Consider the following 22,719-nt stretch of genomic DNA (forward strand, 5'->3'; position numbering starts at 1 on the left):
GGCCCACCGCTCGGGCAAGCCAGATCAGATGTCACCTATTCGTGCAGCAGTCCCCATCATCCGCAGAGAACTCGACACTCTGGCCACGCTCATCTTGAGCCACCGCGACCAGGACGCAGCAGCAGACACCAACCTCGTTGAGACGTTGCGTGGGCTCCTCGAGCCCATCAGCGACGAGCGTCCCGGTGAGAACCACGGCGACACCGATGTCATCGACGTAGTCGACCTCGCACTGACTGACGCGTTCGTCAGTGCGATCAGCATGGCCCTGCTCGCGTTCGAACGGGGCGAGGAAGCACTGCTGGATGAGGCTCTCGCCACACTACAGGTCGGTCTCAGAGCCGCCAGCGAACTGAATATGATTCCTCAGTGGTGGTGCCATCGACTCGCGATTCACCTGCTCCGCGGTCTGTGGGATGCCAGTTTCCATCGCCTGATCCCGGAGGGCCCCCTCGATAGTGACGGGAGCGACTGGGCAGGGTTACGTGCGACCTTCATCGCATCTCTCTTCCGGAGGCGACGTTCGGAGATCGACCTGTGGCCCTCGCAACTCGCCGCCGCAGAGCGGGTACTGAACACCAGCGAGAACCTCGTGTTGTCTCTGCCGACGAGCGCCGGCAAAACCCGGATCGCCGAGCTCTGCATCCTCGCGTGCCTCGCCGAAGGCCGGCGGGTTGTCTTCGTGACCCCACTGCGGGCGCTGTCGGCCCAGACCGAAACGGCTCTGCAGCGCACCTTCACCCCTTTGGGGAAGACCGTCACGTCCCTCTACGGTGCGATCGGCGCCAGCAGCGTCGACGAGGACCTGCTGCGGGAAAGGGACATCGTCGTCGCCACCCCGGAGAAGCTCGACTTCGCCCTGCGCAACGACCCCAGGCTCTTAGACGACGTAGGACTTGTCGTCCTCGACGAGGGACACATGATCGGCGCGGACGAGCGCGAAGTCCGATATGAAGTGCAGGTTCAACGTCTGCTGCGCCGTCCCGATGCGGACACCAGACGCATCATCTGTCTCTCGGCGATCCTGCCAGAGGGAAACGAGGTGGAAGACTTCGTGAACTGGCTGACCGATGACCAGCCCAACGGTCTCATCGCGAGTTCGTGGCGACCGACGAGGCTCCGATATGGCGAAGTGATCTGGCAAGACGATCGAGCCCGCCTTAGTATCATCGTGGGCGACGAAGAGCCCTTCGTACCGCGCTTCCTTGAGCCCTTCGTTCCTGCGATCAGCCGCAGGACGACGCCGTTCCCCAAAAATCAGCAGGAACTGACGCTCGCCACCGCCTGGCGGCTCGTCGACGACGGGCAGACCGTCCTGATCTATTGCCCGCTCAAGGCGTCGGTGAACGCCTTTGCCAAGGTCATCGTCACCCTTCACAGGCAGGGAGCGCTCCGAAACGTCTTAGCCGGAGATCCGGACTGTCTCGCCTCAGCTATCGCGATCGGAGAGGAATGGTTCGGCCGAGATCACCCGATCCTCGCGTGTCTGCGACTCGGCGTGGCGATCCACCACGGCTCGCTCCCCGCGCCCTACCGAAGGGAGATCGAGAGGCTGCTACAGCGAGGAGCACTGAAGGTCACGGTCTCGTCACCGACCCTTGCGCAGGGGCTCAACCTCTCAGCGAGCGCCCTGGTGATGCACAGCCTCTGGCGCAGTCGGCAGCTGATCAAGGCGTCCGAGTTCCGCAACATCGTCGGCAGGGCTGGCCGAGCGTTCGTGGATTCGATCGGCCTCGTCGTCCACCCGATCTTCAAGGACGTGTCCCAAGGCCGGCGGAACTGGAGGCAGTTGGTCGAGGACACCGCTCTGCGAGACGTGGAAAGCGGCATGCTGCAGCTGGTGGTGAACCTGTTCGTCAGGATGCAGTCGAAGCTGGGCGTCAACGACCTGAATGCACTGCTGGACTACGTCGCCGGCACCGCGGCTTGGGACTACCCAGAAGTCGCTGCCGAGACCGACGAGGAAGCTGAGAGGGCCCGAACTGTGTGGCGCTCGCAGCTCGCCAGCCTCGACAACGCCCTCCTCAGCCTCCTCAGCGATTCCGTGATTGCCGAGGACGGATTTGAGCAGGCTCTCGATGACGTGCTCGCCTCCTCCCTGTGGGCCAGGAGCCTGGCTCGACGGACGGAGCCGGTTCAAACAGCGATTCGAGCCGGCCTGACCGCTCGCACACGATTTCTCTGGAGCCAGTCCACCCCAGCACAGCGCCGAGGCTATTTCCTCGCGGGAGTCGGCCTCGAAACCGGACGTCAACTCGACGAACACGCCCGCACCTTGGAATCGCATCTGCACGACGCAGAACAAGGCATTCAGCATGGCGACGACCAGGCCGTAATCGACGCCCTCACCTGCTTCGCCACGATCGCGTTCGACATCCACCCCTTCGCACCCCGCACGCTTCCTCCACAGTGGGAAGACATCCTCGCCGCATGGCTTCGCGGCGAGGATGCCGCCCAGATGGTAAGAGACGAGATCACGGAGACACTGGAGTTCATCGAGGATTCGTTGGCCTACAGGCTGCCATGGGCGCTAGAAGCGGTCCGGGTCCGAGCCACGGCTCACGAGGACCCAATCGGGGGACCCTGGACGTTCTCCACCGACGAGTATGGCCTCGCTGTGGCGGCAGTGGAGACAGGGACCCTAAGCCGCCCTGCCGCGCTGCTCATGCAGGCCGGATTCCCCTCCCGTGCCGGGGCTCTCGCCGCGGTCGCAGCCGCGGCCGGCACCTTCACTACCGTGACGGAGCTTCACCAATGGATGAACTCGGAGGATGTGAAGCAACGTGCGAACGACACCGACTGGCCGACCGCGTCATCCCACGAGCTGTGGGTTGGCTTCATTAACCGTAGCGCTGCCGCACCGGAGAAAACATGGATCCACACGGTCGAGGACGCGGCCGTGACGTGGCTCCGCGATCACCAGCCTAGTAGCGGAACCCCGTATCGGGCCGCGTCGCATGCCAGCGGCGAGACCGTCCTCGAGTCCGCGGACGGCCGACGAGCCGGTCTGCTCAAAGTGCCGCTCAATCCGAATCGGCGCGGCCTGCTGAGCGTCACAGGGGCAAGCGCCGCCAGCGTCGTCAAACTCAGCTATCGAGGCCCATCGGACCTTCACGCGGAGTCGTCGTCCCCAGACTGATGCCACGGCCTCGAATCACAGCCAGGTCTGCTTCGTCCCCGGAAGCCCGTCCGCAGCATTCGGAGCTTCGCGCACGACCAGGTTCGGCGGTGCCTCTCCCAGGTTCCTACCGAGTATGACCCCCATGGACGGGGCCGGGCTGACCCTGCTCCTCGGCACGTGGTCGGGCGAATCGCTGCGCGTGGCCGGTCACCGCGCACTCGCCCCGATACCGCACCGCGCGGACGCTCACTGGTGGCTCACAGCCGAAACCACCACACCGATTCGCCTCCGTGCACCGGGCCTCGACCGGTGACAGGAATCTCGACCGGTGACAGAAGTGCGGACGGCCTCACCCCTGCGGGTCGCGCACCAGCGTCGTGTAGGCCGTGAGGATTCGCGCGCTGCCCGATGCCAGCAGCTCCTCGACCAGCGCGGATTCCGTCTCCATCGCGTCCGTCACCTCGACGACCACCGGGGTGTCGACCGACAGGCGCGCCACGAGCGACCGCAGGTCCTGCACCTCACCGTCCACACTGCCGATGGTCAACTCCGTCGCATCCTCACCGCCGCTGAGCGCGAAGACGTGATCGTCGTCCTCCGGGACGACAGATGCCTCCGCCGCCTGCACCTCCGCGTCTTCAGAAGGCTTCTGCGCATACGACACCGCGAACGCCGTGACAGGACGCTTGTTGATGTCTGCCCCGCCACCGTCCACGTCCGGGCGCCACAGTGCTGCGCCATGCGCACCTGCGGCCTCGGACAGGAAGCGGGTGTTCACCTGGCCGATGCTCATCGGGGCAGCGGGATCCAGCTCGTTGACTCGCTCGTACCATCCTGCGAAGGCCTGCGTGAGGGCGACAGAACCGGTATCGATGACCTGGAGATCCTCCGCGCGCTCAAGCCCTGCTGCACCCAACGCACCCGCATCAATGAGGATGATCCGCGTCGTGAACAGATCCGCGAAGCCCCGCGCATGAGCGAAAGCCCCGGTCTCGGGGTCTCCAGCGACGATCCGCGTCCGCAGACCCAGCCCATCCAGCGCAGTCCCGGAGGCCTCGGCGGCGGCGGCCTCGAGCAGGGCGGAACCGACACCTGACCGTCGCTCCTCCGGCGCCACCTCGACGTGGATCCAGGCACGGCCGGGATGGGCAGGAGACGCAGCGATCGCGGCCGCGCCCACGACGACGGAGTCGACGACGGCGACGAGTGTGCGGGTGAGGGGAGACTCCCCCGGCTCCCGCAGCAGGGCGCGCGCTGCGAGCTGGGCGGGGCTGCCCGGGTCCGGGAGGACCTGGGCGAGCGCCCGGTCGTCGCCGTCTCGCCACGGGCGGATGGCAACGGAGCCGGTCATGCGGGGCTTCTCGGGTGTGCTGGGCGCCATGGGGGCCTCCTGAGCGGGGATGGACTGGCCGGGACTGCGTCGATCCTATCGAGGCATGCCACCCCTTCTCGAGGCACGCCAACCGGCTTCTCTGCGCGAGGGGCATGACCCGGCCGCCCGCGCCCGGTACCCTTCGAGAATATGAGCGCACATGACACCGATGCGGCGATGGTCACCGCACAGCAGGCCGCCCGGGTACTCGCCGAGGCGGCGGGGATCGAACGCCACGACATCGCCCTGGTCCTGGGCTCCGGCTGGGGCGGCGCCGCCGACCTGCTGGGCGAGACCATCGCGGACACCGCAGCCGAGGACGTCCCCGGCTTCCACGCCCCCTCCGTCCCCGGCCACGGCGGCCGCCTGCGGACCATCCGCCTGGAGAACGGCACGCACGCGCTGGTGCTGGGTGCGCGTCGACACTTCTACGAGGGCCGCGATGCCGCCGCCACCGCCCACGGAGTGCGCGTCGCCGCGGCAGCCGGCTGCTCGACGCTCGTCCTCACCAACGGGTGCGGGGGCCTCAACCCGGAGTACTCGGCGGGTTCCGTCGTCCTCCTCGAGGACCACATCAACCTCACCGGCGCCACCCCGCTCACCGGCGCGAACTTCGTCGATCTCACCGACCTCTACTCTTCGCGCCTGCGCGACGTCGCGCGTGAGATCGACCCGAGCCTCCCGGAGGGCGTCTACGTCCAGTTCTCCGGACCCCAGTACGAGACCCCCGCAGAGGTGCGCATGGCGAAGACGCTGGGCGGCGACCTCGTGGGCATGTCGACGGCGCTCGAGGCGATCGCAGCCCGTGCCGCAGGACTGGAGATCATGGGCCTGTCGCTCGTGACGAACCTCGCGGCGGGCATCCAGGAGACCCCGCTCAGCCACCAGGAGGTCATCGAGGCGGGCCAGGAGGCCGGGCCGCGGATCTCGCAGCTGCTCGCCCGCATCGTCACGAAGATCTCGGAGGGCTGAGGGAGTGCGCGTCGCCAGCGGCTTCACGTCCGGTTTCGATGCGGACATCGTCCGCGCCTGGATCGCCGATGATCCGGACCCCGTCACCCGCGCGGAGCTGAGCGAGCTGCTCGAGGCCGCGACGGCCGAGGCCGGACCCGCCTCCGCCGAGGCGCTCGCGGACCTCTCTGACAGGTTCTCCGGACCGCTGGAGTTCGGCACGGCCGGTCTGCGCGGTGAGATCGCCGCGGGCCCCCACCGGATGAATCGGGCCGTCGTGATCCGTGCGGCGGCGGGGCTCTCCGCGTTCCTCGCCGAGCACACGCAGGGCGGCGACGCAGGGTCCGGTGCTGACGCGGCCTCCGGTGCTGCAGACTCGACGCCGTTCACCGTCGTCATCGGCTGCGACGCCCGCTACGGGTCCGCCGACTTCGCGCGTGACACCGCCTCCGTCGTCACCGCTGCGGGCGGCCGCGCCCTGCTGCTGCCGGCGAAGCTGCCCACGCCCGTCCTCGCGTTCGCCGTCCAGCATCTCGACGCCGATGCCGGGGTCATGGTCACCGCTTCTCACAACCCTCCCCGCGACAACGGCTACAAGGTCTACCTGGGCACCCGCCCGCTCACCGCTCTGGACGGACCGGAGCCGGCCGCCCACGGCACCGGCGCACAGATCGTGCCACCGGCGGACGAGCTCATCGCCGACCGCATCGCCGCCGTCGAGGCCGTCGCCTCCGTCCCGCGCGCGGGCTCCGGCTGGGAGTCGCTGGGGTCGGAGGTCGTCACCGCCTACCTCGAGTCGCTCGCACGCCTCGCAGCCGTCGCAGACCCGCGCGGTGCGCTGCGCATCGTCACGACGGCGCTGCACGGTGTCGGCGCGACGACGCTCGCCCGCGGTCTGGAGAAGGCCGGCTTCGCAGACGTCCACCCCGTGGAGTCCCAGCGGGACCCCGATCCGGACTTCCCGACCGTCGCGTTCCCCAACCCGGAGGAGGACGGCGCCCTCGATGAGGCGACCGCCCTGGCGGACGACGTGACCGCGGACCTCATCCTGGCGAACGACCCGGATGCGGACCGCCTGTCCGCCGCCGTCCCCTCCCCCGACGGTTCGGGCTGGTACCAGCTGTCCGGCGACGAGGTCGGCCTCCTCCTGGGCGAGGCCGTCGCCCTCCGACTCGCCGAGGCCGAGGCGCCGTCGGACGAAACTGCCGTGGACTCGGCCGAGGAGTCTGCCGTGGACTCAGACCAGGACCAGCGTCCGGTCTTCGCGAGCTCCGTCGTGTCCTCGCGCGCACTCGCTGCACTGGCGGAACGGCACGGGATCGCGCACACACCGACGCTCACCGGCTTCAAATGGATCTCCCGCGTCCCGGGCATCGTCTACGGATACGAGGAGGCCCTGGGCTACTGCGTGGATCCGGACACGGTCCGCGACAAGGACGGGATCAGCGCCGCACTGCTGTTCGCCGCGTACGCCTCGCGCCTGCGCGCGGCGGGCCGGACGATCCCGGACGAGCTCGCCCGCATCCGCGCCACCGACGGCGTCTTCCGCACCCAGCCGCTCACGTTCCGCCTTGAGGACACCGCCCTCATCGCCGAGGCCATGACAGCACTGCGCGCGAATCCCCCGACAGAGCTGGGCGGGTCACCTGTCACAGAGGTCTTCGACATGACCGTGGGGTACGGGGACCTCGCCCCCACGGACGGGATCGTCATCCTCACGCAGACGGGCGACCGGGCGATCGTGCGGCCCTCGGGCACGGAGCCCAAGCTCAAGTGCTACCTCGAAGCGGTCGAGGACATCGAGCCCGTGGACCCGCAGCTCGCCGCGAAGGACCCGGCACGGGCGGATCCCCATGTGCTCGTGGGTCCGGCCTGGGACGTCGCAGGTGTCCGTCTCACGATGATGGCCGCTGACCTGCGCGCCTTCTTCCGGCTCTGAGAACGGGCACTCACCCTCAGCTCCGGCGGGCCACGACCCAAATCGTGACGCCCCACAGGAGGTTGACGGCCATCGCCTGGAACGCGAGATAGACGACGAGCACTCCCTCGGATCGTAGGAACAGCAGCGCTGCCAGGAAGACGACCATGCTGCCGGTCGCCACGACATACGCGACGAAGGCGGATGCCTTCCTGAGGATGGCCCGGTCGCGCTCATCGCTGGGTTCGAACACGCTCATCCGCCACAGGTCGGACCCTGAGCGACCGCGGCGCGTGAACACGGCGAAGGAATACTGGCACACCGCGGCGACGAGGAAGACCGTGCCGGTCAGCCACGTGTCGTAGACGAAGAAGAGCACGCTGCCTGTGAGGAACAGCAGAGTGAAGACGACATTGATCGGCGACACGCGGAATCGCTCCGGAGGTCGACCGCGTCCGCCGGATCGATGATTCGCCGATCCCTCATCCGTCGACATCGAAGACCTCCTCCACCGTCTCCCCGAAGAAGCGCGCCAAGTGCACCGCCAGCTTGAGCGATGGATCGTAGCGCCCCTTCTCGAGGGAGTTGATCGTCTGCCGGGAAACGCCGACCTCAGTGGCGAGCGCCTGCTGCGACAGGCCGCTCTCCGTCCGCAGTTCACGGATCCGACTCTCCATGTGTCAAATCTACTTGACAGAGGATCCACCTGTAAAGCACGCTTGACGGGTAAAGCGCACTTGACACTCTTGGGAGACCCTGTGGACCAGCTCATCGATTTCACCTCATCACTGCCCGGAGCGCTGCAATGGCTCGGAGTCATGCTCATCGGAGCGATCCCGTTCGTCGAGTCGTACCTGGGATCCGCGATCGGCGTGGTCGTCGGGATTCCCGCCCCCATCGCGATCCTCGCGGCGATCGTCGGCAACGCCGTGTGCATGCTCGTCCTCGTCCTCCTCGCGGACGCGGGACGGCGGAAGGCCGTCGGCGCTCGCGGTGCGAGGGGCACGACGGACGCAGAGGATCCTGAGCGCGCGGAGACCCGCTCGCGGAAGAAGGAGAAGGTCAAGCGGGCCTTCGACCGGTTCGGCGTCCCCGGCGTGAGCCTGCTGGGGCAGTGGCTGCTGCCGAGCCAGATCACGTCGGCGATGATGGTCGGCTTCGGCGCCAGCAGGAACGCGGTCATCGGCTGGCAGATCGTCGGGATCACCCTCTGGGGCGTGGGCTTCGGCACCCTCGCCGCCCTCGGGGTGAACATGCTGCGCTGACGCGCTGCTCAGCGCCCCAGCAGTGACAGACGGCTCAGGGTGCGGGACGCATCGCGCGGCGGCTCATCCGCCAGCAGGAGGCGCGCGGCCTCCGACCTCGCGTGCACGACGAGCGCCGTCTCCCGGTCACACAGAATGTCCGCGAGCAGCGCGAATCGCAGCAGCGCGTCGCGCCGCACAGCGGCCAGGTCCGGGACGTCCACGATCGTGACGGTCTGGAAGCTCTCCGCGATCCAGAGGTACTGATGTGTGCCGACTGCCTGTTCGCACACGGCGGAGAAGGTGCACACCAGCTCCGTGTCGGTCACGTGCAGCGCCTGGACGGGGATTCCCGCCGCGCGCACGACGACAGGCTGCCCAGTCACAGGCCGCGCAGCACGGTCTGCGCGATCACCCGCGCCATCCGGTCCGCTCCCGATCACCCAGCGGCCTGCGGCGAACCCCGTCCGCTCCTGCGAGGGAGCGGCACCCCGATAGTCCGGACCATCCCCGATCGGCACCACTGTGAGGTGCTCCTCGATGAGTCCGATCGCCTTCTCCATCCGATGGTGGAACAGCGGGTCGGGCAGAAGCTCCTGCGGCGGGTAGTTCGACGTCGCCACCAGCAGGATCCGATGCTCGAGGACGTGTTCTAGGAGTGCAGTGAGGAACACGGCGTCTGCGACATCGTGCACGTGGAACTCGTCGAAGACGAGCACCCGCACGTCACCCAGCATCTGTGACAGCACGCGTGGGAGCGGCGCTCGCTCCGCGGCGATCCGCCGGTGCAGCGCTCGGAGGAAGCCATGGAAGTGGACGCGCTCCACCTCGGTGGTGGCGAGCGACGCCGCAAACCGGTCGGCGAGCATCGTCTTGCCCCGACCGACGTCACCCCACAGATAGAACCCGTGCGCCGTCCCTGCCGTCAGCGCCGCGAGCGCCGCCTGCTGACCGGAATCCAGCTCCATTCGCCGGAGGTCAGCCCGCCAGCTGGTCGAGGATGACCTTCGAGCCGGACAGCCCCAGGCGCGAGGCACCGGCATCGAGCATCTGCTGCGCCGCCTCGAGCGTGCGCACGCCACCGGACGCCTTGACGCCCAGCCGGTCCCCTACGGTCTCCCGCATGAGGGCGACGGCGTGCGCGCTCGCTCCGCCCGACGGGTGGAAGCCCGTCGACGTCTTCACATAGTGGGCACCCGCGGCCTCGGACCTGCGGCAGGCCTCGACGATCTCCTCATCCGTCAGCGCCGCGGACTCGAGGATGACCTTGACGATCGCGGCGCCCTTCGCCGCGGACTCGGGACCGTCCGCCTCGGGCAGCCCCAGCCGCCGGGCGGCTGAGGCGACCGCACCCACGACCCCGCGGACGTCGGCCTCGAACAGGTCCCACGCACCGTCCTTGACGAGACCCAGATTCACGACCATGTCGACCTCCCGGGCACCGTCGGTCACAGCGCGCGAGGCCTCGGCGGCCTTGACGTCGGTCTGCACGGCACCGGAGGGGAACCCGCACACCGTCGCGATGACGAGGTCGCCCGTGTCCTTCAGCGGCAGCGCGGACGGTGACACGCACACGGCGAGCACCCCCAGTGCACGGGCATCGGCGACGAGCCCCGCGAAGTCCGCGGAGGAGGACTCCGGCTTGAGCAGGGTGTGGTCGATGCGGGCGGCGAGATCCGCTGCGGTGACGGCGTGGGTCATCGTGTCTCCTCGAGAGCGCTTCAGTGTGCGGCGTAGGGGGTGGGACAGGGTCGTATCGCGGGTCAGCTCACACGATCGAGGATCACCGAGCCGCGGCTCTGCGCCGCATTGCCGTCGATGATCGTCGCGCCGTCGAGCATGTCGACGGCCCGCTCGAAGCGGTTCGGTTCATCCGTGTGGAGGGTGAAGAGCGGTTCGCCCGCCTCGATCGCCTCGCCCACGACCTTGTGGATCTCGATGCCGGCGGCCGCCTGGACCGCGTCGCCCTTGCGGGCGCGCCCCGCACCCAGGCGCCACGAGGCGTAGCCCACGCGGAGCGCGTCCATCTCCGTGACGATGCCGGACTTCGTCGCGCGCACGTGCTGCTTCTCCCGCGCTGTCGGCAGGGGCGCATCAGGATCGCCGCCCTGTGCGGAGATCATCCGCCGCCACATGTCCATCGCGCGTCCGTCCTTGAGCGCTGCCGCGACATCGCGCTCGCCCTCCCCCGCGCGGGACACCATCTCAGTCGCGAGCGCGACGGTCAGCTCCACGACGTCCCTGGGCCCGCCGCCGGCGAGCACTTCGACCGACTCCCGGACCTCGAGCGCGTTTCCGACGGTGCGTCCCAGCGGCACGGACATGTCGGTGATGAGCGCGGACGTGCTCACTCCCGCACCGGTCCCGAGCTCCACCATCGTCCGGGCGAGCTCCTGGGCGTCGGGCAGGCGCTTCATGAACGCGCCGGAGCCCACCTTGACGTCGAGCACGAGCGTCCCCGTGCCCTCTGCGATCTTCTTCGACATGATCGACGAGGCGATGAGCGGGATCGAGTCGACGGTGCCTGTGGTGTCGCGCAGTGCGTAGAGCTTCTTGTCCGCCGGTGCGAGTCCGGTGCCCGCCGCGCAGATGACGGGGCCCAGGTCCTCGAGCTGCGCGTGGATCTCCTCGTTCGTGAGATCTGCGCGCCAGCCGGGGATCGATTCCAGCTTGTCGAGGGTGCCGCCGGTGTGGCCGAGCCCGCGTCCCGACAGCTGCGGGACTGCGACGCCGAAGACGGCGACGAGCGGTGCCAGCGGCAGCGTGATCTTGTCGCCCACCCCGCCGGTGGAATGCTTGTCAGCGGTGGGCTTCGACAGCGTCCCGAAGTCCATCCGCTCGCCCGACGCGATCATCGCCCGGGTCCACTGTCGGATCTCACCGGAGTCCATGCCGCGGATGCGGATCGCCATCGCGAGCGCCGCCATCTGCTCGTCGCCCACGCGTCCTCGCGTATAGGCGTCCAGCACCCAGTCGATCTGATCGGGACTCAGCGTGCCGCCGTCCCGCTTGGTCGTGATGATGTCCACTGCGTCGAACCGCTCGACCATGATCGTCCTTCCGTAGAAGCTGTGCTGGACAGCATAGAGCTTGGCCAGGCCTCCCACCAGGATGCGGGAGCAGTTGTGATGGGGAGGTTATCGCAGGTGGTCCGGGCCGAACGCGTCCGGCAGGACCACCGACATGGGCTGGACGCCGGACGGCATGTCGAGCAGGAGATCCGGTCCGCCGAACTCGTAGAGCAGCTGCCTGCACCGTCCGCACGGCACGAGCCGCTCCCCCTGCCCGTCCACACAGGCGAATGCGAGCAGTCTGCCACCGCCGGTGCGCGCGAGTTCGGACACGAGGCCGCACTCCGCGCACAGGCCCAGGCCGTACGACGCGTTCTCCACGTTGCAGCCGGTGACGACGCGTCCGTCGTCCACGAGGGCCGCCGCACCCACCGGGTAGCGGGAGTACGGCACGTACGCGTGGGCCATCGCGGCCCTCGCCTGCGAGCGCAGGTCGTCCCAGGTCACGGAGTGGCCAGGCGCTGCGATCCCGTGGTCGGGAGCCTCACTGCGCGGCACCTCACTGTTCGGCACCTCGCCGCGCGGCACCTCACTGCTTGGCATAGGCCTTGCCGTTCGCTGCGGGCGCGCGCACGCGGCCGACGAAGCCTGCGACCGCGAAGATCGTCACGATGTACGGGAGCATGAGCAGCAGGTCGCCGGGGACCGGGGTGCCCATCGTCGACAGGGTGTTGCCGAGGTTGCGGGCGAAGCCGAACAGGAGCGCGGCGAAGACCGCCCCCAGCGGATTCCACTTGCCGAGGATCATCGCGGCCAGCGCGATGAAGCCCTGCCCCGCGGACATCTCCTTGCCGAACGCCAGCCCCGATCCCACTGTGAAGAACGCGCCGCCCAGACCGGCGATGGCGCCGGCGATCAGCACGTTGATGACCCGGTTGCGGTTCACGGGGATGCCGACGGTGTCCGCGGCCTTGGGGTGCTCGCCGATCGCGCGGGTGCGCAGGCCCCACTTCGAGTGGAACAGCGCCACGTAGAGCACCGCGACGACGACGTACATGATGTAGACGAGGATCGACTGCCGGAAGAGGACCGGTCCCAGGACGGGGATGTCCCCCAGCAGCGGGATCGGGATGACCGGCAGCGCCTGGCGCGCGTTCCACAGCTCCGGGTTCTGCGTGAGCACCGTGGAGAAGAGGAAGCTCGTGACACCGACGACCAGCACGTTCAGCACGACGCCGATGATGATCTGATCGACCCAGTAGCGGATCGCGAAGAACGACAGGACGACGGCGACGAGCGCACCGGCGAAGGGGGCCGCGATGAGACCCGCGTAGGGGTTCTTCACGGCCGACGCGACGACTGCGGCGAGGAACGCCCCGGCCAACAGCTGTCCTTCGATGGCGATGTTGATGACGCCGGAGCGCTCACCGACGAGCCCGCACATCGCGCCGAAGATCAGAGGCACCGACAATGCGAGCGCGCCCGCCAGCAGCGGGGTGAGCGGAATGTGCCCGTTGCCCGCACCTGCCCAGGTGAGGAACGCGAAGAGGAAGAGGACGCCGAAGAGGATCGGGAACCAGATGCCGATCTTCTCGCGCTTCACGGCCAGCCAGGTCGCGACCGCGGCCATGGCGACGAGCACGATGCCCACGGCTACGGTGGTCGCCATCGCGGACACCGTGAGCGGCGGGATCCCGAACAGGTCGGTGCCCGCGGCGAACGAGAATGTGGTGCTCTTGCCCCCTGTGCCGCCGAACAGGCCGAAGAGCAGCAGCGTGACGAGCGCGAGCACTCCGTAGACGATCGGGAACTTCCAGTCGATGGGCGAGCGCAGTGTGGGCCCTCCGCCCGGTGTCGTCAGGATGTGGGTTTCAGTCGAGGTGCTCATCGTGCTCCCTTCCCAACCGGTGCCGGCAGTCTGAAGATCCCGCGGACCAGGGGCGGTGCCGCGATGAGGAGGACGATGACGGACTGGACGACGAGGATGATGTCGATCGGTGTGCCCGTCTGTGCCTGCATCGTGTAGCCGCCGGCCTTGAACGCACCGAACAGCAGGCCGGCGAGGAATGTGCCCACCGGACGGGATCTGCCCAGCAGCGCCACGGTGATCGCGTCGAAGCCCAGGGATCCGCCGATGCCCATCGTGAGCTTCTGCTCCGTGCCCAGCACCTGTGCCGCACCGGCGAGGCCCGCCAGTGCGCCCGCGATCATCATCACGACGAACGTCACGCGGCCCACGGAGATGCCGGCCGTCCGCGCCGCATCCGGGTTCTCCCCCACCGCGCGGAACTCGAACCCGAGCGTCGAGCGCTCGAGCAGCCACCACACGAAGACGGTCGCGACGACGGCGACGAGGAACCCTGCGTTCAGGCGGAACGGGTCGGGCAGGAGCGGGAAGAGCGCTGCCGATTCGTCGACGGCGCGCGACTGCGGGTTCGCAGAGCCCGACTGGCGGAACCACTCCTGCTTGAGCAGATAGGCGATGAGGTAGCCCGCGATCGAGTTCAGCATGATCGTCACGATCACCTCGTTGGCGCCCGTGCGCGCCTTGAGCGCACCGGCGATGCCGCCCCAGATCGCGCCCCCGACGATGCCGGCCGCGATCGCGACGAGCATGTGGAGGCCCAGCGGGAGGGTCAGCCAGTAGCCGATGAAGCCGGCGAAGATCGCGCCGAGGATGACCTGACCCTGACCGCCGATGTTGAAGAGCCCGGACCGGAAGCCCAGGGCTATGCCCAGTCCCGCGAGGATCAGCGGGACCGAGGCGACGAGCGATTCCGTGAACGGACGCACGGCGCGCACGAACGACTGCGCCTCCCAGTCGAAGACGGCACCGCGGAACAGCGCCAGATACGCCTCGCTCACCGTCCGCCACACGCTCACGAAGAAGTCGGCGGGTCGGGAGAAGAAGTAGCCGAGCGTGGCCTGCACGCTCGTGTCTGCGGCGGCGACCAGCACGGCCCCCACCAGCAGTCCGACGAAGATGGAGAGCACGGAGACCATCCAGGACCCGGAGAGGATGTCCCTCAGCACGGTCGGCCTGGGGGCCTCGGGCGCGGCTGCGTCCTCCGGTGCAGCGGGTACCGGCTGCCCGGTCGCGGTCTTCTCGGTCATGCCGGGTCCTCCTCAGCTGCAGAGATCTCCGTCGCGGCGGAGCCGTCCTCGACGCGGGCCAGTGCTTCGTCCTCCGGCACGCCCGCCATCATGAGGCCCAGGACATCGCGCGGCGTGTCCGCCGGCACGACGCCGACGATGCGTCCGCGGTACATCACGGCGATGCGGTCGGCGATGTTGAACACCTCGTCGAGCTCCGTGGAGACGATGACACAGGGTGTGCCGGAGTCGCGTTCGGCGATGATGCGCTTGTGGACGAACTCGATCGAGCCGACGTCCAGGCCGCGGGTGGGCTGGCTGGCGACGAGCAGGCGCAGCGGACGGCCCAGCTCGCGGGACAGCACGACCTTCTGCTGGTTGCCGCCGGACAGGGTGGAGATCGGGTCGTCGATCGACGTGAGGCGGATGTCGAACTCGCTGACCTTCTCTTCGGCCTCCGATCGCACGACGGCCGGCTGCAGCGACAGCCCCTTGGCGTACGGGGGCTGATCGTAGAGGTCGAGGATCATGTTCTCGCTGATCGTGAACGAGGCGATGACCCCGTCGGTCGAGCGGTCCTCCGGCACGAAGCCGATCCCCTTGCGCAGGCGCTCCTTCACAGACAGGCCCGCGAGGTCGTCCCCGTCCAGGGAGATCGTGCCGCTGCGCGGTTCGACGAGGCCCACGATCGCCTCCGCCAGCTCGGACTGGCCGTTGCCGTCCACACCCGCGATCGCGAGGATCTCGCCCCGTCGCACGTCGAGGCTCACATCGGAGACGACGACGGACTCCGACTTGTCCACGACGGTGAGCCCGCGCACGGAGAACGTGGCTTCGCCCGGGTCCGCGTCCGTCTTGTCCGTCGTGAGGTGGACGTCGCGGCCCACCATGAGCCCCGCCAGCTCCGATTCGCTGGATTCGGGCGAGGCCTCGCCCACCACCTTGCCGCGGCGGATGACGGTGATCCCGTCTGCGATGGCGCGGACCTCGCGCAGCTTGTGCGTGATGAAGACGATCGACGTGCCGCCCGCCTTGAGCTGGCGCATGATCTCGATCAGCTCGTCCGTCTCCTGCGGTGTGAGCACGGCGGTGGGCTCGTCGAGGATGAGGATCTTCGCGTCTCGGGACAGTGCCTTGATGATCTCGACGCGCTGCTGCGCACCCACCGGCAGGTCCTCGATGACCGCGTCGGGGTCGATGTGGAAGCCGAAGCGCGCGGAGATCTCCGTGACCTTCCGCCGGGCTTCGCCGAGGTCCAGGAGTGCGCCGCTCTTGGTGGGCTCATAGCCCAGGGCCACCGATTCCGCGACGGTGAAGACGGGGACCAGCATGAAGTGCTGGTGGACCATGCCGATGCCTGCGGACACCGCGTCGCCGGGACCGCTGAACGCCACCGGGCGGTCGTCGATGAGGATCTCGCCCTCCTCCGGCGCGTAGAGGCCGTAGAGGGTGTTCATGAGAGTGGACTTGCCCGCCCCGTTCTCCCCCAGCAGCGCATGGATCTCACCGGGTTCGACGACGAGGTCGATCGAGTCGTTGGCGGTGAACGAGCCGAATCGCTTGGTGATTCCTCTGAGTTCGAGCTTCACGTGCGGATTCTCCTGGAGTGGGAACACGGGGCGGAGGATGGTGACGGGCCCCGGCGGTCGTCGTCATCCGCGGCCACAGCCTAACCGACGGCTGGAGCGGATGGCGGCGCACCGCCGGGACCCGTATCAGGCCCCTGGTGGGGTCAGGGCGAGCTGGGGCTCTCGACAGTCACCTCACCGGAGATGATCTGCTCGCGCAGCTCCTGGATCTTCGAATCGAGCTCCTCCGGGACATCGCCCTCGAAGTCGTGGTACGGAGCCAGGCCGACGCCCTCGTTCTCCAGAGTGCCGACGTACGGCTCTGCGGAGAAGTTCCCGTTCGAGTCCTCTGCGATCGTGTCCTTCACCGCGTTGGAGATCTCCTTCATGACGGAGGTGAGGATGATGTCCCCGTAGTCGGTCGACTCGTAGCCGTCCGAGTCCACCCAGATGATCTTGGTGCCCTCTTCGCCCTGCGCGGCCGATGCCGCACCGAGGCCGACGGGGCCCGCGACCGGCATGATGATGTCCGCGTCCTGGGACATGAACTGCTCCGTGAGCGCCTGGCCCTGGCTCTGGTTGTCGAAGTCGCCGGAGAACGAGCCCTCCTGCGACTCCTTGTCCCAGCCGAGCAGCTCGACCTCCTCGTCGTTGTCCGAGTTGTACTCGTCGACGCCGTCGGCGAAGCCGTCCATGAAGATCGTGACCGACGGGATCTGGATGCCGCCGAACGTCGCGACCGTGCCGGTCTCCGTCATGCCCGCGGCGAGGTAGCCCGCGAGGAACGAGGCCTCCGCCGTGTTGAAGATGATCGGCTTGCCGTTCTCCAGCTCCGTCTCATTGCCGTCCGCGTCCGAGAACGTCGAGTCGATGAGGCCGAAGTGCATGTCCGGGTTGGCCTCTGCGGCCTGCTGGATCGAGTCCTCGAGGAGGAAGCCGACGCCCATCGTCATGTTGCAGCCCTGGCCGACCATGCTGTCGACGTTGGGGCCGAAGTCCGCATCGCTCTGCGATTCCGCGCGAGCCTCTTCGATCCCCAGTTCCTCGACTGCCATCTCGAGGCCCTCCGCAGCGGACTGGTTGAAGGACTTGTCGTCCCACCCGCCCGCGTCGGAGACGATGCAGCCCAGGTAGTCGGCGCCCTCGCCGCCCTCTGAGCCACCGCTCGACTCCTCCGGTGCTTCTCCGCACGCGCTCAGCGCGAGTACGCTCGCCGCCATCAGCGCCGTCGCCGATGCAAGATGCTTTCGCTTCACTGGTTTCTCACTCTCCATGAGTACGAGGACGGACCCACTCCCCGCGCGCGCGTGCGGCATCCGCCGACGACATCGATGGTGGTCCGTTATTCCAATGCATCATCCTCCACGGATTCGGACCGAATTCACCGGGCTTTCGCACTTGTCGACCCAATCGAAACACAATCGTTGTGAACTAGACTCGGAACCATGCTTCCTGAACACCTCCGGACTCAACTGTTCCCCGAGCAGTCGACCGCGAACAGCCCCTCACCCCGCCTGTCCATCGTGGAGCTCATCCACGCGAATCAGGTGCAGACGATGGTCTCCCGGACCGCCGCGGCGCAGTTCGCACACACGCACGGCCTCAACCTGATCGACTTCCACGTCGTGCAGTCGGTGATCTCGCTGGACGACGAGCAGGAGACGGCGACGCCCGGCTACATCGCGCGCGGACTGTCGCTGTCCGCGTCGACCCTCACCTCGATCCTCGAGCGCCTCGTCCGCGCCGGCTACCTCATCCGCGAACGCGACTCCGCTGACCGCCGCCGCATCTCGATCTACCACACGGACAAGTCCGCGCAGCTCATGGCGGACTTCTACCGTCAGCTCGCCGCTCAGTACGAGGCCGCGTTCGAGCCCGCCGATGACTCCGAGGTCCAGACCCACACCGCTTTCGTCTGCGAGCTCGGGGCCGCGAACCAGCGCGTCGTCGACGAGTTCGAGAAGTCGGGAGAGAACCTGCGCAGCGCCACTCAGGGCCGCGCGGCACTGGCCGATCCGCAGGCCTCCGCAGAGCAGCTGGCCCACGACCAGGCCGCCAGCTGACCCACTGACCTACTGACCTACTGACCGCTGCCACTGCCACTGCCGCAGGGCACCCCCACATCGACGCCGAGGCGCCGGGCACCTTCACCACGAAGGTCCCGGCGCCTTCTGCTTCTCCCCACCGATAGGATCGCCCCGTGTACGTGAAGATCTGTGGTCTGAGAACTGTGGGCGACGTCGACGCCGTGCGTGACGCGGGGGCCGATGCCATGGGCGTCGTGCTGAGCAGCACCAGCGTGCGAGCGGTGTCGGTCGAGCACGCGCGGAGCCTCGTCGCGCACGCGGAGGCCGTGGGACCGTCGGCGAAGCCGCTCACGACCGTCGCGGTCGTGCACGATCTGGGCATCGACGAGGCGATCGCGGCGGCAGAGGCGATCGGCGTCGACGTCCTGCAGCTCCACGGCTACTCACACAGCGACACCCGCCGCGCCGTCGAGGTCGACGGACTGGAGATCTGGCGCGCGACGTCCGCGGATCGCGGACCCACCGCCGTGGGCGCGTACGGCGAGGACGCGCTGCTCCTGGATTCGAGCACCCCGGGCTCCGGCACGACATGGGACCTCGGGATGCTCGCCGAACGGCCCCACGGTCGCTGGCTGCTGGCCGGCGGACTCAGCCCGGACACCGTTGCAGGCGCCATCGCGACCGCGCGTCCCTGGGGCGTCGACGTCTCCAGCGGCGTCGAAGCGCACCGGGGCACGAAGGACCACGCGCTGATCCGCCGCTTCGTCGAGGCCGCGAAGCAGACTGCTTCCTGACAGGGGCAGGCGAGCTGAGCCTCAGTCCAGGCCTCAGTCCAGCTCGTCCGTGAGCTCCAGCCAGCGCTCCTCGAGGTCGGCGAGCTCCGCCTCGTACCCCTGCTGCTCCTGCGTGAGCGACGCAAGGCCCGAGAAATCGCTCTGATCGTGGGCCGCCATCCGTGCGTGCACGTCATCGACGCTGCGCTGCAGCTTCCCCATCTTCCGCTCCAGGGCGGACAATTCCTTCTGCGCGGCACGACGCTGCGCGTTGGACATCCCGGAGCCCGCGCCCGAGGTCCCGGTCCCCGCCGCGCTCTGGCCCGCCGACCCTGCTGACCCCGCCGACCCTGCCGAACCGGCAGCCGGAGCCCCCGAGCGGGAGCCGGACAGGGCCTCGGTCGCGGATCCGCCTGCCGCGGCGCCACCGGCGGCCCGCGTCGCGGCCTCAGCCGCGTCCTGCGCCGCGGACAGCCTGAGGTACTCGTCGATCCCGCCTGGCAGGTGCCGGACCCCGGCCCCGCGGACGGCGAACTGATCGTCGGTCACGCGCTCCATGAAGTAGCGGTCGTGCGAGATGACCAGCAGTGTGCCGGCCCAGGTGTCGAGGAGGTCCTCCATCGCAGCGAGCATGTCCGTGTCCATGTCGTTCGTGGGCTCATCGAGGATGAGGACGTTCGGCTCGTCCAGCAAGGTCAGCAGGAACTGCAGGCGACGCCGCTGGCCGCCGGACAGGTCCTTCACCCGGTTGGCGAGCACATCGCCCAGTCCCAGCTTCTCCGCGAGCTGGCCGGGTGTCAGATCGCCGCCCGCCGTCTTGTACTCGGTCTTCTTCCGACCCAGGAGTTCGCGAACGAACTCGCCCATGAGCGGCTCGAGGTCCCGCAGCTGCTGGTCGAGGACCGCGACGGAGACCGTCTTCCCCTTCTTCACCCGGCCCCGTGTGGGATCGACATCGCCCGTGAGCAGGCCCGCCAGCGTCGACTTGCCGGCGCCGTTGCGACCGAGGATCCCGATGCGGTCTCCGGGTCCGACGATCCAGTCGATGCCGTCGAGGACCGTCTTCCCGGGGTAGTCCACACCCACATCGGTGAGTTCGAAGACGTCCTTGCCCAGTCGCGAGGTCGCCATGCCGACGAGCTCGACCGAGTTGCGCACCGGCGGGACGTCCGCGATGAGCGCATTGGCCGCATCGATGCGGAACTTGGGCTTCGAGGTGCGGGCGGGCGCTCCGCGGCGCAGCCACGCGAGCTCCTTGCGCATGAGGTTCTGCCTCTTCGCCTCCGCCTGGTCTGCGAGGCGGCGGCGCTCGAGCCGCTGGAGGACGTACGCGGCGTACCCGCCCTCGTACTGGTCGACGGTGCCGTCGTGGACCTCCCAGGTCTGGGTCGTGACTTCGTCGAGGAACCACCGATCGTGCGTGACGACCAGGACGGCCCCCTGGCCCGCTGACCAGCGGTTCCTGAGGTGCCGTGCGAGCCACGCGATGCCCTCGACGTCCAGGTGGTTCGTCGGCTCATCGAGGAACAGCACGTCGTGGTCACCCGCGAGCAGGGCGGCGAGCGCGACGCGGCGTCGCTGCCCGCCGGAGAGTCCGTCGACGGGGGCCTCGAGGTCGAGGTCGCCCAGGAGTCCCGACATGACGTCGCGGATACGGGGGACGGCCGCCCATTCGTGGTCGGCGGCGTCGCCGACCACCGCCTCGCGGATCGATGCGCCGGGCGCGAAGTCGTCCGCCTGATGCAGGTACCCGGTCGTCACGTCGCGGCGGCGGGTCACGCGGCCGGAATCGGGTTCGCGCAGGCCCGCGAGGATCGTCACGAGCGTGGACTTGCCGTCACCGTTGCGACCGACGATGCCGATCCGATCGCCCGCGTCCACACCGATCGTCAGCTCGTCGAGGATCGTCCGGTTGGGATAGCTGAGGCTGATCGTCTCTGCGCCGAGCAGGTGCACAGGGGTCCTTTCGCAGGTGGTGTGGAGCGGCCTCCAGCCTACTCGTCCGCAGGCGACGGGACGCGTCATAGGCTGTGAGCGGCGTCAGTACAGCAGCCCACGGTCAGCACGACGGAACAGCCCACAACGACGAAGGAGTCGCCCATGCCCCGCGATCTCACTGCTCTCGACCTCAGCGCTCTCGACCTCACAGCGTTCGGGGCCCTGAGCTTCGACTGCTACGGCACCCTCATCGATTGGGAGGCCGGCATCGCCGCCGTCATCGGTCCGTGGGCACGGCGCCACGACCCTGCGCTCACGGATGAGGAAGTGCTCGTCGCGTATGCGGAGAATGAGGCGGCGGTTCTGCGCGAGACACCGACGATCCTCTACCCCGATGCCCTGCGCGAGGCCTTCCGTCGGACAGGCGGCTCGCTCGGTTTCCCCGTCGCGGATGCGGATGCCGAGGCGCTGGGCACCTCCGTGCCCGGCTGGCCGGCCTTCGACGATTCGGTCGAGGCGCTGACGATCCTGCAGCGGCACTACCGGCTGATCATCCTGTCGAACGTGGACCGGGCCGGGTTCGCTGCCTCGAACCGACGGCTCGTCGTCGACTTCGACGAGATCCTGACTGCGGAGGACATCGGCTCATACAAACCGGACCCGGCGAACTTCGCCGCGCTGGCGGATCGCGCCGCGGACCTCGGGCTGACAGGCCGTCTGCTGCACGTCGCCCAGTCGCTGTTCCACGACCATGTGCCCGCGAAGGCGATCGGACTGCCGGGAGTCTGGATCAACCGCCGCCACGATCGTCCCGGCTGGGGTGCGACGCCCGATCCCCGCATGAGCATCACTCCGGACGCCGAGCACCCCTCACTCCTCGCCTTCGCGCACGCCGTCGAGGACGCGTTCGCGGCCCAGGGGTGATGCACCGCTGCGCACGATTTTCCAGTCCTGTTCGATCTAGCATGGATGTACTAGAATCACTCCATGAAGACGATCACGATGACCGAGTTCAACCAGAGGGTCTCCGCGGTCGCACGAGAAGCGATCGAGCAGGGTGAAGTCGTGCGCATCACGAACCGCGGCCGGGTCGTCCTGCGACTCGTCCCGGAACCGGACTCCGCCGACAGCCCGATCGAAGCACTCTTCGCGGCAGGGCTCGCCGCCCCACCCCGTCGCGAGCATCCGCGGATCGAGCATCGCGCACCCGTGTCCGTGTCCCGCAGCGTCGACGAGCTGATCGAGGAGACCAACAGCGATGCCGGCCTCTGACGAGATGCCAGCCTCTGACGAGCCGACTCCGTACTATCTGGACTCGTCAGTCGCGCTGAGGATCGTGCTTGGGCACAGCACGTCCGCCATCGACTGGTTCAATGACATGCGCGATCAGGGTGCACGCATGGTCTCGTCGCGGCTCCTGGAACTGGAGATGACGCGAGTCCTCCGCCGCGAATCCCTGCCGATCACATGGGCAGAGGAGTTCATCGACCGGCTTCTGCTTCTGCGTCTCGACGATGCGCTGCTCGTCGAGGCCGCGGCGATCCGTCCTCACATCAAGACGCTCGACGCACTGCACCTCGCCTCAGCCCGACGCATCGGTGCAGGGCACGTCACTGTCGCCACGCATGATGCGAACATGGCGCGCGTGGCCGAACAGCTGGGGTTCGCTGTCGTTGATCCGGTCGAATGACGCCGAGGCGCCA

The 22,719-nt window shown here is 68.4% G+C and carries 22 protein-coding genes; 10 read left to right on the forward strand and 12 right to left on the reverse strand.

The features are described 5' to 3' along the window. The first annotated feature begins 28 nt into the window (after positions 1-28). Positions 29-3,139, forward strand: coding sequence for a DEAD/DEAH box helicase (locus FM105_RS03925; protein WP_256970215.1), 3,111 nt, complete (start codon positions 29-31; stop codon positions 3,137-3,139). Positions 3,140-3,254: 115 nt separating this feature from the next. After that, entirely contained in the window at positions 3,255-3,434 is a 180-nt protein-coding gene (locus FM105_RS14485; RefSeq protein ID WP_143275814.1) for a hypothetical protein, read from the forward strand. A gap of 36 nt (positions 3,435-3,470) precedes the next feature. On the opposite strand, the gene FM105_RS03930 is transcribed toward FM105_RS14485, so the two are convergent. Continuing rightward, entirely contained in the window at positions 3,471-4,502 is a 1,032-nt protein-coding gene (locus tag FM105_RS03930) for a GNAT family N-acetyltransferase (protein WP_256970216.1), read from the reverse strand. Between the two features lie 141 nt (positions 4,503-4,643). Here FM105_RS03930 and FM105_RS03935 point away from each other — a divergent pair, with 141 nt between their 5' ends. Together FM105_RS03935 and FM105_RS03940 are read left to right on the forward strand one after the other, a co-directional pair. Continuing rightward, complete coding sequence (locus tag FM105_RS03935) at positions 4,644-5,465, forward strand: purine-nucleoside phosphorylase (RefSeq protein ID WP_087005125.1); 822 nt, start codon at positions 4,644-4,646, stop codon at positions 5,463-5,465. 4 nt (positions 5,466-5,469) lie between these two features. Beyond that, positions 5,470-7,383 carry a phospho-sugar mutase gene (locus FM105_RS03940; RefSeq protein WP_087005128.1) on the forward strand — a complete coding sequence of 638 codons (1,914 nt, stop codon included), beginning with the start codon at positions 5,470-5,472 and terminating at the stop codon, positions 7,381-7,383. A 16-nt stretch (positions 7,384-7,399) separates the two neighbouring features. Here the strand turns inward: FM105_RS03940 and FM105_RS03945 are convergent, their stop codons facing one another. Both FM105_RS03945 and FM105_RS03950 read right to left on the reverse strand, forming a co-directional pair. Continuing rightward, positions 7,400-7,858, reverse strand: a complete 459-nt coding sequence (locus FM105_RS03945) for a hypothetical protein (protein WP_087005131.1) — start codon at positions 7,856-7,858, stop codon at positions 7,400-7,402. Then, positions 7,845-8,039, reverse strand: a complete 195-nt coding sequence (locus FM105_RS03950; RefSeq protein WP_087005134.1) for a helix-turn-helix transcriptional regulator — start codon at positions 8,037-8,039, stop codon at positions 7,845-7,847. Before FM105_RS03950 ends, FM105_RS03945 begins: the two co-directional genes overlap by 14 nt. Before the next feature lie 81 nt (positions 8,040-8,120). Here FM105_RS03950 and FM105_RS03955 point away from each other — a divergent pair, with 81 nt between their 5' ends. After that, a complete protein-coding gene (locus FM105_RS03955; protein WP_087005136.1) occupies positions 8,121-8,627 on the forward strand; it encodes a hypothetical protein in 507 nt (168 codons plus the stop codon). A gap of 8 nt (positions 8,628-8,635) precedes the next feature. On the opposite strand, the gene zapE is transcribed toward FM105_RS03955, so the two are convergent. From zapE to FM105_RS03995, 8 genes are all read right to left on the reverse strand, one after another. Continuing rightward, the gene (gene zapE, locus FM105_RS03960) at positions 8,636-9,574 is read right to left on the reverse strand and encodes a cell division protein ZapE (RefSeq protein ID WP_179207058.1); all 939 of its coding nucleotides are present in this window, start codon (positions 9,572-9,574) and stop codon (positions 8,636-8,638) included. A gap of 10 nt (positions 9,575-9,584) precedes the next feature. Further along, complete coding sequence (gene deoC, locus FM105_RS03965) at positions 9,585-10,307, reverse strand: deoxyribose-phosphate aldolase (RefSeq protein ID WP_087005142.1); 723 nt, start codon at positions 10,305-10,307, stop codon at positions 9,585-9,587. Between the two features lie 62 nt (positions 10,308-10,369). After that, positions 10,370-11,656 carry a thymidine phosphorylase gene (locus tag FM105_RS03970; RefSeq protein WP_087005145.1) on the reverse strand — a complete coding sequence of 429 codons (1,287 nt, stop codon included), beginning with the start codon at positions 11,654-11,656 and terminating at the stop codon, positions 10,370-10,372. 87 nt (positions 11,657-11,743) lie between these two features. Then, complete coding sequence (locus FM105_RS03975; RefSeq protein WP_087005147.1) at positions 11,744-12,220, reverse strand: cytidine deaminase; 477 nt, start codon at positions 12,218-12,220, stop codon at positions 11,744-11,746. Continuing rightward, positions 12,207-13,505, reverse strand: coding sequence for an ABC transporter permease (locus tag FM105_RS03980; protein ID WP_087005149.1), 1,299 nt, complete (start codon positions 13,503-13,505; stop codon positions 12,207-12,209). The genes FM105_RS03975 and FM105_RS03980 overlap by 14 nt, the downstream gene beginning before the upstream one ends. Then, positions 13,502-14,731 carry an ABC transporter permease gene (locus FM105_RS03985; protein ID WP_087005151.1) on the reverse strand — a complete coding sequence of 410 codons (1,230 nt, stop codon included), beginning with the start codon at positions 14,729-14,731 and terminating at the stop codon, positions 13,502-13,504. Before FM105_RS03985 ends, FM105_RS03980 begins: the two co-directional genes overlap by 4 nt. Continuing rightward, complete coding sequence (locus FM105_RS03990) at positions 14,728-16,299, reverse strand: ABC transporter ATP-binding protein (RefSeq protein ID WP_087005154.1); 1,572 nt, start codon at positions 16,297-16,299, stop codon at positions 14,728-14,730. The genes FM105_RS03985 and FM105_RS03990 overlap by 4 nt, the downstream gene beginning before the upstream one ends. A gap of 143 nt (positions 16,300-16,442) precedes the next feature. Next, positions 16,443-17,534, reverse strand: a complete 1,092-nt coding sequence (locus FM105_RS03995; RefSeq protein ID WP_087005158.1) for a BMP family lipoprotein — start codon at positions 17,532-17,534, stop codon at positions 16,443-16,445. A gap of 189 nt (positions 17,535-17,723) precedes the next feature. Between FM105_RS03995 and FM105_RS04000 the strand changes: the two genes are divergently transcribed. Further along, positions 17,724-18,341 carry a MarR family winged helix-turn-helix transcriptional regulator gene (locus FM105_RS04000; RefSeq protein WP_087005161.1) on the forward strand — a complete coding sequence of 206 codons (618 nt, stop codon included), beginning with the start codon at positions 17,724-17,726 and terminating at the stop codon, positions 18,339-18,341. Between the two features lie 137 nt (positions 18,342-18,478). Continuing rightward, a complete protein-coding gene (locus FM105_RS04005) occupies positions 18,479-19,099 on the forward strand; it encodes a phosphoribosylanthranilate isomerase (protein WP_087005164.1) in 621 nt (206 codons plus the stop codon). A gap of 33 nt (positions 19,100-19,132) precedes the next feature. Here the strand turns inward: FM105_RS04005 and FM105_RS04010 are convergent, their stop codons facing one another. Continuing rightward, positions 19,133-21,034, reverse strand: a complete 1,902-nt coding sequence (locus FM105_RS04010) for an ABC-F family ATP-binding cassette domain-containing protein (protein ID WP_087005167.1) — start codon at positions 21,032-21,034, stop codon at positions 19,133-19,135. 144 nt (positions 21,035-21,178) lie between these two features. Between FM105_RS04010 and FM105_RS04015 the strand changes: the two genes are divergently transcribed. The 3 genes from FM105_RS04015 (at position 21,179) to FM105_RS04025 (ending at position 22,706) form a co-directional block, all read left to right on the forward strand. Next, on the forward strand, positions 21,179-21,940 hold the full coding sequence (locus tag FM105_RS04015) for an HAD family hydrolase (RefSeq protein ID WP_087005170.1): 762 nt from the start codon (positions 21,179-21,181) through the stop codon (positions 21,938-21,940). Between the two features lie 63 nt (positions 21,941-22,003). Further along, positions 22,004-22,288: a type II toxin-antitoxin system Phd/YefM family antitoxin gene (locus FM105_RS04020; RefSeq protein ID WP_087005173.1), complete on the forward strand. Its 285-nt coding sequence runs from the start codon at positions 22,004-22,006 to the stop codon at positions 22,286-22,288. After that, positions 22,275-22,706 carry a PIN domain-containing protein gene (locus FM105_RS04025; protein ID WP_256970217.1) on the forward strand — a complete coding sequence of 144 codons (432 nt, stop codon included), beginning with the start codon at positions 22,275-22,277 and terminating at the stop codon, positions 22,704-22,706. The genes FM105_RS04020 and FM105_RS04025 overlap by 14 nt, the downstream gene beginning before the upstream one ends. The last annotated feature ends 13 nt before the right edge of the window (positions 22,707-22,719 follow it).

The sequence above is a fragment of the Brevibacterium yomogidense genome (genome assembly GCF_900163715.1).
Taxonomy (GTDB): domain Bacteria; phylum Actinomycetota; class Actinomycetes; order Actinomycetales; family Brevibacteriaceae; genus Brevibacterium; species Brevibacterium yomogidense_A.